The sequence below is a fragment of the Microcystis sp. CS-574 genome, from assembly GCF_028329095.1.
Lineage (GTDB): Bacteria > Cyanobacteriota > Cyanobacteriia > Cyanobacteriales > Microcystaceae > Microcystis > Microcystis ichthyoblabe_A.
Genome location: NZ_JAQMSY010000236.1, coordinates 17,994 through 29,490, shown reverse-complemented (window position 1 = coordinate 29,490; position 11,497 = coordinate 17,994). Strand labels below are relative to the sequence as shown.

At 43.1% G+C, this 11,497-nt stretch carries 11 protein-coding genes; 4 read left to right on the top strand and 7 right to left on the bottom strand.

The window, feature by feature from the left end:
* Positions 1-108 precede the first annotated feature (108 nt).
* The gene (locus tag PN470_RS19430; RefSeq protein ID WP_271935652.1) at positions 109-2,346 is read right to left on the bottom strand and encodes an FdhF/YdeP family oxidoreductase; all 2,238 of its coding nucleotides are present in this window, start codon (positions 2,344-2,346) and stop codon (positions 109-111) included.
* Positions 2,347-2,530: 184 nt separating this feature from the next.
* Here PN470_RS19430 and PN470_RS19425 point away from each other — a divergent pair, with 184 nt between their 5' ends.
* On the top strand, positions 2,531-3,031 hold the full coding sequence (locus tag PN470_RS19425) for a sigma factor-like helix-turn-helix DNA-binding protein (RefSeq protein WP_334310458.1): 501 nt from the start codon (positions 2,531-2,533) through the stop codon (positions 3,029-3,031).
* A gap of 29 nt (positions 3,032-3,060) precedes the next feature.
* Here PN470_RS19425 and PN470_RS19420 read toward each other — a convergent pair whose 3' ends face one another.
* On the bottom strand, positions 3,061-3,963 hold the full coding sequence (locus tag PN470_RS19420) for a hypothetical protein (RefSeq protein WP_272104953.1): 903 nt from the start codon (positions 3,961-3,963) through the stop codon (positions 3,061-3,063).
* Between the two features lie 391 nt (positions 3,964-4,354).
* Positions 4,355-4,681 (bottom strand): DUF433 domain-containing protein, encoded by a 327-nt coding sequence (locus tag PN470_RS19415; protein WP_272104952.1) that lies wholly within the window; start codon positions 4,679-4,681, stop codon positions 4,355-4,357.
* Positions 4,682-4,995: 314 nt separating this feature from the next.
* Here PN470_RS19415 and PN470_RS19410 point away from each other — a divergent pair, with 314 nt between their 5' ends.
* Positions 4,996-5,163: a hypothetical protein gene (locus PN470_RS19410; protein ID WP_272104951.1), complete on the top strand. Its 168-nt coding sequence runs from the start codon at positions 4,996-4,998 to the stop codon at positions 5,161-5,163.
* 177 nt (positions 5,164-5,340) lie between these two features.
* Here PN470_RS19410 and PN470_RS22430 read toward each other — a convergent pair whose 3' ends face one another.
* Together PN470_RS22430 and PN470_RS19400 are read right to left on the bottom strand one after the other, a co-directional pair.
* A complete protein-coding gene (locus PN470_RS22430; protein WP_223211018.1) occupies positions 5,341-5,598 on the bottom strand; it encodes a metal-dependent hydrolase in 258 nt (85 codons plus the stop codon).
* A gap of 70 nt (positions 5,599-5,668) precedes the next feature.
* Positions 5,669-6,451: a hypothetical protein gene (locus PN470_RS19400; protein WP_272104950.1), complete on the bottom strand. Its 783-nt coding sequence runs from the start codon at positions 6,449-6,451 to the stop codon at positions 5,669-5,671.
* Between the two features lie 460 nt (positions 6,452-6,911).
* On the opposite strand from PN470_RS19400, the gene PN470_RS19395 reads away from it, so the two are divergent.
* Positions 6,912-8,036, top strand: a complete 1,125-nt coding sequence (locus PN470_RS19395; RefSeq protein ID WP_016516626.1) for a hypothetical protein — start codon at positions 6,912-6,914, stop codon at positions 8,034-8,036.
* Positions 8,037-8,398: 362 nt separating this feature from the next.
* On the top strand, positions 8,399-9,901 hold the full coding sequence (gene malQ, locus PN470_RS19390) for a 4-alpha-glucanotransferase (protein ID WP_002737299.1): 1,503 nt from the start codon (positions 8,399-8,401) through the stop codon (positions 9,899-9,901).
* Positions 9,902-9,951: 50 nt separating this feature from the next.
* Here the strand turns inward: malQ and PN470_RS19385 are convergent, their stop codons facing one another.
* Both PN470_RS19385 and argF read right to left on the bottom strand, forming a co-directional pair.
* Positions 9,952-10,377: a hypothetical protein gene (locus PN470_RS19385; protein ID WP_002735544.1), complete on the bottom strand. Its 426-nt coding sequence runs from the start codon at positions 10,375-10,377 to the stop codon at positions 9,952-9,954.
* 132 nt (positions 10,378-10,509) lie between these two features.
* Positions 10,510-11,436 (bottom strand): ornithine carbamoyltransferase, encoded by a 927-nt coding sequence (gene argF / locus PN470_RS19380; protein WP_002762401.1) that lies wholly within the window; start codon positions 11,434-11,436, stop codon positions 10,510-10,512.
* Positions 11,437-11,497 lie beyond the last annotated feature (61 nt).

Here is an 11,497-nt window from a genome sequence, read left to right as displayed (position 1 = left end):
CGATCCCCCCTGCCCCCCTTGATAAGGGGGGTGTCTGATAATTTTTAACGCCTACCTGCTTAACTCTATTTCATTATTTCCAAAAAAGAAAATTAGAGGAGTTGATAACTAAAAAACCCAGACGGGAACTCGTTTATAAGCAGGAGTCCCACAGCGAGGATCGATTTTAGCTTTGAATAAAACATTAGTTTCGGGATAGAACATAAAGCCAACACCTTCGCGAATCGGACCGAAAATAAGTTCGATATTCTCTAATTTGCCGGCATCTCCTTGAACGGTGACTCGTTGATGTTCTTGAAAGCCCGCTTTTTTGGCATCTTCGGCGTTGATCAATAAACAATGACGGTGAGGCATTCCCCGATATTTATCGCCCACTTGATAAACGACGGTATTATGTTGTCCATAACTGCGTCCTGTTCCGAGAATCAGAGCAATTCCTGGTGCATTTTCTGGTTGATTGAAATCTTGCTTTTGCGGTGCTTTTAAAGTGGGTAAAAGCGTGACAGACATTTGCGCTTTTCCAGTCGATGTTGGAAAATGGGGTTCGGTAAAAATCCGTCCGCTAATGGTAAATTCTGTTTGGGTTTGATCTAATTGCCCGATCTTTTCATAACCAGGAATCGTTTTGGCGATTAACTGACGAATATAGGCGGTATCGTGTAATCTCGACCAATCAATCGGGTTTGTGCCTAAAACCTTGACGGCAATATTTGTTAACAGTTCTACTTCCGAGATGATATCCACATGGGAACCCTGTAGATGACTGCTTCCCCGCTCGTTAAAACGGACAAAATTATTGCCCGATTCGGTGGTTGTCAGGTGAGGATTTTCAAAACGAGCGAATACGGGTAAAATTATCGTATTTTGTCGGGCTAATCCCTGAAAATGTCCTAAATTTGGCTTAGTAGCTACATAAAAAATTGTATCAATTTGAGCTAAGGCTTTTTTGGCTTGAGTTAAATCTGGATTTGCTCCATAAAGATTACCTCCCAAACAGAAAAGAGTGTTAATTTTTCCCCGTTCGGCAGCTTCAATTAGTGCCCTGGTATCATAACCGCCGGTTATATTTAATGGCTTTCCTAAAAGTTGAGCAAGTGCCTCGGCGATTTCCTGACGTAATCTCACTGTAACGCCCATAGAACCGAAGCCCTGTACATTAGAATGACCTCTGATTGGCATGGTTCCGGCTCCGATTTTGCCAGCATTTCCCGTCATTAAAGCGGTATTGGCAATACTGATAATATTATCTACCCCATTTTCCTGTTGTGTAACCCCCATTGCCCAAGCGAAAACCACACGCTCTAAATTGCCGAAAAGGGCGGCGGCTGCTTCAATTTCTTCTCGGGACAAACCGCAGGTTTTAGTAATGGTTTCCCATGGTGTTTGTCGGGCATAATCTATAACAGATTGCCAATTTTCTGTATGGGATTCCAGATAATTCCACCGAACTAAATTTTGTTCGATCAAAGATTTTTGTAATCCGACGAATAGGGCAGTATCGCTACCCGGTATCGGCTGTAGGTAGAGAGTTGAAATATCGGAACCGCCCCGCAATAAAGATTTAATCGGAAAAGCGGGTGAGGAGAATTTGACCAATCCGACTTCAATTTGCGGGTTAATAATAATAATTTTACCGCCGCGATCACGAATTTGAATTAATTCATTCATCAGGCGAGGATGATTAGCCGGAGCGTTAGAACCGATTAACACCACACAATCGGCTTGTTTTAAACTTTCCAGACTGACCATCGAAGTTCCGGTTCCGAAAACCTGTTTTAAGCCTACGGTCGAGGCGGCATGACAGAGATCGGAACAATCGGCTAAATTATTACTTCCTAATGCCCGGAAAAACAATTGTAAGAGATAGGCGGCTTCATTAGAAGAACGTCCCGAACTATAGGAGGCAATAGTCTCGGACGGTTGACGAAAAGCTTGTTCGGCTAATCGATACACTTCTTCCCAACTAATCCGTTGATAGTGACTTTCTCCGGCTTTTAAGAGGACGGGATAACTGAAACGACCCAAGCGATCGCATTCTAGGGAGGTTAAGGACTGTAATTGAGCGAGATGATAGGTCTGAAAAAAATCAGTTTTAATACCTGGCATTAATTCGGAAGTAACTGCCTCGACACTTTTGAGACAACGTTGCAGACTTTCCCCCGCTTCGTTGACAAAACCGCCCTTTTGTCCTCCCGTTCCCCAAGCGCAAGCTAAACAGGCACTTTTATGATTCAAGGTTTGCCAGAGTTTAACCCCTTGAGGAGAGAGAGTTTTTTCTGCCCAATATTGCAATACGGGAAAACCCCCGCCCGCCTCAATTTTGTTGGATGTTTCTCGTTCGTTCATTGTTTTTTTCTCTCGATTTTTCTCAAATTCATCCGATAGGGAGAGTGTACCCAGTACAGTTGAGTTTATCACCATTTTTAAAAAAGTGCATCAGCAAGACATAAACGACTGGGTAAGCTACGGTTAGTTGTTGACAATATCCCCTGATTGTGATTTTATCAGACTAGGGAGAGGTCTATTAAAAATGATAATTCCGATGGATGAAAATGAAGACTTTCAACATTTAGAAGAGATGATCGCCAATCTCCAAGTAAAACAGAAACAGATTCTGAAAGGGATGTTAGATTATCCGATTCAAATCGATTCGGCAATGGGGATACTTTCCGATCCATCTCGGCAATTGGCAACAACTCATAATAATATAACCAGAGTACATAAAATTCTTAAAGAATTGGAAAAACAAGGATTGGTTAGTTTCCATAATCCTCAATATTCTTTGACCGAGTTGGGAAGAAAAATAGTAAGACACCTTAGCAATAAGAGTCCAACCCCAAGACGAGATGCACAGAGAAAGGAAAAACTGCAAAAAAGCTACGATTTTTTAGAACTCCATAGACAAGGATTGAGCTATCAGCAAATAGGGGATAAATACGGCATAAGTCGCGAGCGTGTCCGTCAAATTCTTGCCAGTAACCCCGAATTTGAAGCTTATCGGCAAAAACAAAAGGAAAACAGTTATCGTTGAACGACTGTAAGAAGAGCGAGAAACGAAATTTACAATCTTTCCAACAATTCCTCGCGGGATAAATTTGCCAAAGAAAGAAGCAATCCGGTGCGTTCCGAGATAGGAAGTTGGGCGATCCGTTCCACCAGACCAGATAATTCCGAATCTAGGCTGCCAAAGCGTCCTTCCAGAAGACTGGCTATCAGGGAATACCGTTCTTCTAAACTACCTTGTTGTATCCCTTCTTGCTTCCACTCTTCCCTTTGTTGTAAATAAGCTGGTGATAGATTCATGATGTCCTCCTGTTCTTCGGTACTTAAATTATCTCTCAATTCTAAGTTTTTGCGCCAGTTGGCCAGAATTTCTAATAAATTCTCTCGAAAAGGATTGCGTTCTGGCAGTTCAACTAACTCTTCAACTGCTCGTTTTTGAGTTCCTCCTTTACCTAATACCCTCAACCATAAGGTGTCATCAATTACTGGTAATTGATGAATGACAATGATGCCCGCTTTGAGAGACTTCGCTAAAAAGTAAACCCCTGTTAACCAATTACTCTCATCGCTGTGAGTCCCGAAATCTTCAATCATTCTAGCTGAAAAGGTGGGCGTTAGAATCCAGAGAACTGGTAGTTCAGCTTCTGTTAGAGTTTTGTTTGACCGTTTCGCTTTTCTCAAGACATCCCCATGAACCGCGTATAACTTTGACAAACAACTGCGAATCTCTACCTCGGTCGGGGGATTGCGGAAAGGTTCAAACAAACAGGAAGTAGCCGCCATTTTTCCAAGTAATCCTAAAGGTAACTCAGTGGGAGGCGGTGAGCTAAATGGTTCAAACCAGACATGGATTTCTTGAACCTCACTTTTTACTTTCTTACTTTTTCTAATCGTCCCTAGAGGTGTTAGTAATTCCTCTAAATATTCCTTAGCAAATTGGTCATGAATTTGGCGAGTCATTCAAATTAATAATCAAGCATAAAAAGGACGGTAATAATCTTATTATATCATTAATTAAAAAGGAATCCAATCGACAATATCGATCCATTCTTCTGCTTCGGTAGTTTCCCAAATCATAATTAATTCTTCGGCTAGTTTTCCTATTGTTGTTGTGGGATGTATCCAAAACAGTCCCCAGATTTGTTGATTTTTTTGTCAATATTCCTCTAAATGTTCAGGCATACTGGTACGATTATCTGTCACCAAGAGTCGTTGAGATAATCAGGGTCAAGAGTTCCTAACGGTGGTGTATTCGGCTCTCCAATGCGTAAAATATCTATCTCTGGATTTAACCTTAAGACAGCAATTTTCAAGCGGGGGGATAAGTTTTCATACAGTAAAAACTTGATTTTTATACCTTGACAGAATTTTGCCTTTGCTGTTTAATTTTTCTCATCTTTTCTCGTTGAGGTGAAGGATGTTTTAGTGCTTCATGGTAGCGAGTCTGTCGCCAATTCTGGAGGCGCAATAAATAAGCATCAATTTTTTGCCGATTCTGGAGATAATAAGTAATAGTAGCGTAGATTTTCTCTAGACTTAGATCGGGATAGATAGCATTTATTTCTTCTGGGGTATAGCCTTCCAATAAATAAAAGAGTACGTTGTCAATTCCGAGGCGATTACCTTTGATTCTAATATCATTTTCGGAGATAAATAAAAAATAATCTTCTAGTTGCATAATTAATTGTTCCCTTAATTTTATTTCATTTTTACCGCTTATTTATAGCATTTCCTGTTCGCAAGAGGTACATTGTCGAGGTTGAAAGGCTTAATCAGCAAAGGTTTAACTGTGCCACACAGGTGTGAGAACCGCTATATTAATGTTTTATCATAATTAGTTTACCTTGTGCTTCCCTTGTTTTCAAACCTTTAACCGGGATAAACTGCCCCGCGGCCATAACCCCGGCTGCTATGCTGGCAGCCACTATGACGGAGCTACTTTAACGGGAAGTGTGGATTATCGGCTGGCCGCCGAAATATGTCGGGAACTCGATGCCATCGAGCGAAAGAATTGACGGGATTATCGAAATCCACCTATCGACCATCGGCAAAAATCTGAGACAGTGCCAGCGCACATCGACCGAGGAAAGGTCAGCGCGGCAGAAGCATCAGGCTGTTTTGGGGAAATTGAACGGTCATTCCTTAAATGGTGCAGGTTGAACGATTTTGGTGTTTACTGTCCCAATTGCGTACTGCCCTCTTAAAACAGCGATCGCCGACTCATCGTTAAACGTAATTGTACTACCAGCAGGAGTGAAGCAGTCCGAGAAACCGGCGAGTAAATGACCTAACGAGAGTGCGGTCTCGCGCAGCGAGTGCCTTCGGCAGCGCTGTCAGCTAATTGCCCAGGAAGTGGCCGATGGGGAGGGAGACAGCCGCAATCAAATCCGTCGCCAAGAGAGAGTGGGTGATGCTGCGGTGGGGAAACCTGTCTTCCAGGAAGCTGCTGAGGGGGAAGCAGATTTTGTCGATGGTACTGGTGGTGGTGTCGATGTCGGGAAGCTGGGAACCCAGGACAGCCAAACCCAACGCCATCGGGTCAGCAGTTCCTATGATTAAGGATGTGCCTGCTGCGGCGATGGTGGCGTGGGTCATGGACATGAAGCCGAGAAACATGGGTAATTATTACTTATCGAAAATTTTGGGTTTAAAATATGTCAAGACCTCAAAACCAAATTCCGAGAACACCTTCTCTTTGCATCACGTTTTGCCTACGTACAATCAATTTAGTAGCCTCTGGTGGAAGTAAAGTATTTATAATTTCTACAACCTTTTTTGCCCCTTTGCGGTCTTTTTCATCGAAAAAATCAACCCCAGGACCATATTTGTCTGATTTATTGTCAAATCCTACTACTTGAAAACCCTGAGATTCTAGTTTTTGAATAAGGAGATTTCGTTCAAGAACTGGACGACTATTTACTTGTCCAAGATGAATAAAAAGCCGAAACCTAGAATTTATTATTCTAGAATTTAGTTGTGTTTCAATTTTCTTAGATTCTTCCTTAGCCTTAACAGTCAATAATCCAGATTGTTTTGCCCACTGATTAAGTTTTTCTCCTGTTGCTGGCTGAATCATCAGTAATAGCGTTAGAGCGTTATTCTGTCTTATACTATTCCCACTGACTATCTCCTGATAAAAAATCTCAACATATTTCTGTTCTAATTCTCTACTAAATTGAGATTCTTGGATCTGTTGCAGTTCAATCTGTATTTGATTTTGCTTTTGATTTTGCTGGTCTGCTATTTGATTTTGATTCCATGCTATAAATGCCGACAGAAGAGCCGCAATACTAGAAATAATAATGCCAATCGCTTCTATTTTGGTTATTTGGGGCTTATCATTGCTCATTGTCCTAACCTCTTCCTCGCCCCGCTCACAGAACCAAGCTGCTTCAGTGCCATCCCTGCCACCAAACAGACCCCACCTCTCATCTAAACTTTTCTCCAAATGGCAAAACTCTTAACCTAATGAAGTTTCGGCGATTTCATCTGTGCAATTGTCCCCCAAGTAATCTAATTATTTCCCCCTTATTCAACTATCCCTACTCTATCTCCGATAATCTCAACCAATGAGGTTTTTTTCACAAAATTTAACGATTAGCCGACAACGAATCGCAGAAATATCCAGCGATCGCTAAAGTGCTTAACAAAAGAAATTATAATCTTATCGATTTTGACCGTGCCACTATCCAAAGGAATAGATTAGATTTCTCGAAAAAACAGATGCGGGAAAATTACCGATCGCACCGGAACTTTTTCCTTATCGGTAAAGATCGGGCGATTTGCCTATTCTTGCTATTCCTAATACATCCGAGAGCGCCCGTCCTGTCGAATTTATCTTTAAACCCTAACTATCCCCGTACAATTATCAGCATATCGATCATAAACCTTGAGATAGGTTACACACCATGAGCGAATACCAATATTACGAATTCCAAGCTATCGATCGCCCCCTCACCCAAGAGGAAAGGGCTGCCATCTGCGAGCTATCGAGCCGCGTCAAACCGACGGCAACGACTGCCAGTTTCACCTATAGTTACGGCAATTTTCGGGGGGATCCCAAACAGGTGCTGGCTCGGTATTTCGATATCATGTACTACATCACCAACTGGGGAACACAGCAATTAATGTTTCGTTTTCCCACATCCCTGATCAACCGAGAAACAATTGAACTTTACTGTATCGATAATTATATCAGCTTATCTTTTGCGGGAGATTGGGCAATTTTAGATTGGGAATTTAGTCAAGAAGAGGGTTTTAATGACTGGATAGAAGGAGAAGGGATTCTATCGGAATTGATAGGATTACGCCAAGAAATTCTCCAGCAAGATTATCGAGGATTATATTTAGCCTGGCTGAAAGCTATTGACTTATCGGAGGGATATATAGACATCGATAAGACCCAACTAGAACCTCCTTTACCCCCCGGACTAGGGCAACTTTCTGCCGCTCAAAAGGCTTTTACGGAAATCTTTGAATTGGACGAACACTTATTAAATGTTGCTTGTGCATCCAGTGGTAAACTAACAACTATCTCGGAGCAAACTTGGCAACAAGCTATTAGCCAATTATCGGCTTCTGAACGCGAAGATTTCCTATTAAGATTGGCTAAAGGAGAACATAATTTATCTGCTAAATTCAAACAAAAGCTGTCTCAATTAATCCCTACTTCTGCTGCTTCTAACCAGCCTCGACGCACGATCCAAGAACTTCTTGAGGCTGCTGCTGAGGAAGGAAAAAAGGCAGAAAAACGGCGACAACAAGAAGCGGAAGCCAAGCGAATTGAGGAACTACAAACTTTAGCTAAACGGGAAGCGCAAGTTTGGCAGCAAGTCGAGTCCCTAATTCAGAAAGCCCAGTCTAAATCCTACGATGAGGCTGTTAAATTGTTGGTCAAATTAAGAGATTTAGCCGAATATCAAAACCGGTTGCCCGTTTTCCAAGAGCGCCTGAACCGGATTTACGAGCAGTACAGTAACCGGTCTGGGTTGAAGAGGAGGTTACAAGAAGTGGGACTTACTGACAGTAAGTGAATCGCTCTTGAATTTTCGGCGGCTGCATCTCAATTTGGTCGAAATATCTATATTACATTTTGGGCGCACGCAGTTCGATCAACTCACTGACCACGATGCGCCCCTATCATTGGCGCAATAACTGACAAGCGATCGGTTTTTCCTCCGGGGTAACGTAGAACGTGATCCGAAGGAATCCTTTTCACTGGAAAGACGATCTGTTAATGTACGGCTGTAATGCCTGATTGTGTCCTATAGGTCTAATAAAGTTGTTAAGTATTGCCGTTATCGATCGAGATCGGGTTAGCTTGGAGATAGCAGTGAGCATTCAGCTTTAAACACTTAATAACTGCTAACCGAATCACTGATAAGGGGGTTTTTTCATGGCTTTTAGCCGTTCTAGCGGTATTTTGCTTCATCCCACCAGTCATCCTGGCCGTTACGGGATTGGAGAACTAGGTAGGGAAGCCTATCAATTTATCGATTTTTTGGCTCAAAGTGGTCAAAAACTCTGGCAAATTCTCCCTTTAGGCCCCACAGGGTACGGTAACTCTCCCTACATGAGTTTTAGTGCCATTGCCGGCAATCATCTCCTGATTAGTCTCGATCTTCTTCGGGAGAAAAACCTGCTTAGTGACGCAGATTTCGAGGATATTCCCGATTTTCCCCTCGATCAAGTGGATTTTGAGCGATTGATCGCTTGGAAAATTCCCCTACTTAGAAAGGCGGCGAGCAATTTTGTCAAGGGTTCTGACACAATTCTTTACAAACAGTTTGCTGGCTTTTGTGCTGGCAATGCCGATTGGTTGGAGGATTACGCCCTATTTATGGCTTTATCCCACGCTTACCAGGGTAAAGCATGGATGGAATGGCCGACAGAAATTCGCGAACGTCATTGGGGTGCGTTGGAAACACCGAAACAGGAGTTACAAGAGGAGATTTTTCTGCACAAATTCCTGCAATTTGAGTTTTTTGAGCAGTGGTTAGCCCTAAAACGCTATGCTAACTCCCTCGGTATCGAGATTATCGGTGATATCCCCATTTATGTCTCCCATAATAGCGCCGATGTTTGGGCAAATCCGCAGGTTTTCCGACTAGATACCCAAACCGGTAATCCCTTGGAAGTGGCCGGGGTTCCCCCGGATTATTTCTCAGAAACGGGGCAATTATGGGGCAATCCTCTCTATAACTGGGATTATCTCAAAAATACGGGCTTTGACTGGTGGGTACGCCGTTTAAAAGGGGTTCTTTCTCTAGTCGATATTATCCGTATCGATCATTTTCGCGGATTAGAGGCCTATTGGGCGGTGGCTTTTGGCCAGGAAAACGCTATTAATGGTCATTGGCTCAAGGCCCCAGGTTATGATCTCTTTAATACTATTGGCGCTCGTTTAGGTAAATTGCCGATTATTGCCGAAGATTTGGGCGATATTGACCAAGCAGTCTTAGATTTTCGCGATCACTTTGCCTTCCCCGGGATGAAGATTCTCCACTTTGCTTTTGGGGGTGATGCGGGTAATCCCTATCTTCCTTTTAACGTCGAACGCAACTGTGTGATTTATACTGGCACTCACGATAATAATACTACTGTGGGCTGGTTTCAGGATAACGCCAATGACTACGAAAAAGCGCGACTATATCAATATCTTGGCGCTCCCAGTGGTCAGGGAGTGGCTTGGGATCTGATTCGACTGGCCTATAGTTCCGTGGCTAATCAGGCGATCGTACCGTTACAGGATGTGTTAGGTTTAGGATCGGATGCGCGGATGAATACCCCCAGTGTCGCAGAAGGGAATTGGTCATGGCGCTATCGTCAGGAAGCTTTAACCGGAGAATATAGCGAGAGATTGCGAGATTTAGTCAATCTTTTTGGCAGAAATCGTTAAATCTCAACCCTTTTGTCGAGACGTTACCCCTAACGTCTCTTTTTGTCTGGTTAATGTGGGTGAGAATTTTTTAGCAATCTTTGCCGGATGCGATCGAGATTTTCTCGACTATTGACGGGTAAATGGGGTAAGGGTAATTCTAAATTGGGCCAATTACTCAAATCATGGCAGGGACAGGATAAACTCGATTGGCCCAGCACTTCAATTGGTACTGGTATAGTACAACGAGCGCAGGGATGAAATTCCCATTGAGGGGAAAGTAAGTCTTGGATGGTTTGTTGAGTACCCTCTAGGTAACAATCGCCACTTTCAGGATCAAGCATTTTTTGCCAACAATCTTCAAACTCCGACGAATAGCGATCAGCATTGAAAATAGGCAGCGGAAATAGCATAGCTTGGTTTTTGGGACAAATAACTTTTTTTCCCAATTGAAACCAATGGGCGAGATATTTTTTAACTGCGGAGGTGTCTGACATATAGTTTGTGTGGAGGCTGCCCTGATTATTGCTCTTACCATCAATCCTAGCGTTAACTTCCGGTGTCGGACAGGTCTTAGGATGATTGATGATCGAGTTTAATAATTATTTTAGGTAACTGAGCATCTGGAGCTAGATTAATCCCAATAAACTCACCATTAAAGCTTTTTGGGCGTGCATCCGATTTTCCGCTTGTTCCCAGACTTTTGATTGTACACCCTCGATCGCCCCGTCGGTAATTTCTTCACCCCGGTGAGCAGGTAAACAATGGAGAATAATCGCGTCTTTGTCAGCGTGACTCATTAGCTGTTCATTGACTTGGTAGGGCTGAAAAACGGGAATTCGGGCATCAGCGAGGCTTTCCTGTCCCATACTCGCCCAGACATCAGTATAGACCACCTGAGAGTCTTTTACAGCAGTAACGGGATCGTCGGTAATTAAGATTTTACTACCGGTTTTCTCGCCAATAGCCTGGGCGCTGGCGACAATTTCCCCATCGGGTTGATAGTTTGCGGGGGAGGCAACCCGCACATTTAACCCCATCAAAGCACCACCCAAGAGGAGAGAATTAGCGACATTATTACCATCCCCCACATAGGTGAGGTTAATTCCCCGTAAAGTCTGAAAAGTCTCTTGGATAGTCTGTAAATCGGCTAATATCTGGCAGGGATGTTCTAAATCCGTTAAAGCGTTGATAATCGGGATGCGCGAGTAATTGGCAAAAGCTTCTAAATCCTCTTGTTTAAAGGTGCGAACTGCGAGAATATCGAGATAGCGATCGAGTACCCGGGCCGTATCGGCTAAGGGTTCCCCTCGCCCCACTTGCGTTACACTGGGGTTAAGATCGATCACCTGTCCCCCTAACTGGTACATGGCGACGGTAAAGGAAACCCGCGTCCTGGTGGAAGCTTTATAAAATAGCAATCCTAAGACTTTTTTGCAGCTGGGGTTAAGAGTGCCAGCTTTAAGCTGTGCCGATAGATTGAGTAGGGCGCTGATTTCTTCGCTACTCATGTCGGTTATTCTTAAAACATCTCGTCCTTTTAAAGTGGCTACCATTGGTTTTTCTCTCGATAAACAGGGGTCTTGATTGGGCTTTATGGCAGTTAGCGATTAGCAA

Coding starts and splice junctions, on each gene's coding strand:
- PN470_RS19385 (WP_002735544.1), bottom strand. CDS start 10,377: ATGTCAGACACCTCCGCAGTTAAAAAATATCTCGCCCATTGGTTTCAA.
- PN470_RS19395 (WP_016516626.1), top strand. CDS start 6,912: ATGAGCGAATACCAATATTACGAATTCCAAGCTATCGATCGCCCCCTC.
- PN470_RS19430 (WP_271935652.1), bottom strand. CDS start 2,346: ATGAACGAACGAGAAACATCCAACAAAATTGAGGCGGGCGGGGGTTTT.
- argF (WP_002762401.1), bottom strand. CDS start 11,436: ATGGTAGCCACTTTAAAAGGACGAGATGTTTTAAGAATAACCGACATG.
- PN470_RS19425 (WP_334310458.1), top strand. CDS start 2,531: ATGATAATTCCGATGGATGAAAATGAAGACTTTCAACATTTAGAAGAG.
- PN470_RS19415 (WP_272104952.1), bottom strand. CDS start 4,681: ATGCAACTAGAAGATTATTTTTTATTTATCTCCGAAAATGATATTAGA.
- malQ (WP_002737299.1), top strand. CDS start 8,399: ATGGCTTTTAGCCGTTCTAGCGGTATTTTGCTTCATCCCACCAGTCAT.
- PN470_RS19410 (WP_272104951.1), top strand. CDS start 4,996: ATGCCATCGAGCGAAAGAATTGACGGGATTATCGAAATCCACCTATCG.
- PN470_RS22430 (WP_223211018.1), bottom strand. CDS start 5,598: ATGACCCACGCCACCATCGCCGCAGCAGGCACATCCTTAATCATAGGA.
- PN470_RS19420 (WP_272104953.1), bottom strand. CDS start 3,963: ATGACTCGCCAAATTCATGACCAATTTGCTAAGGAATATTTAGAGGAA.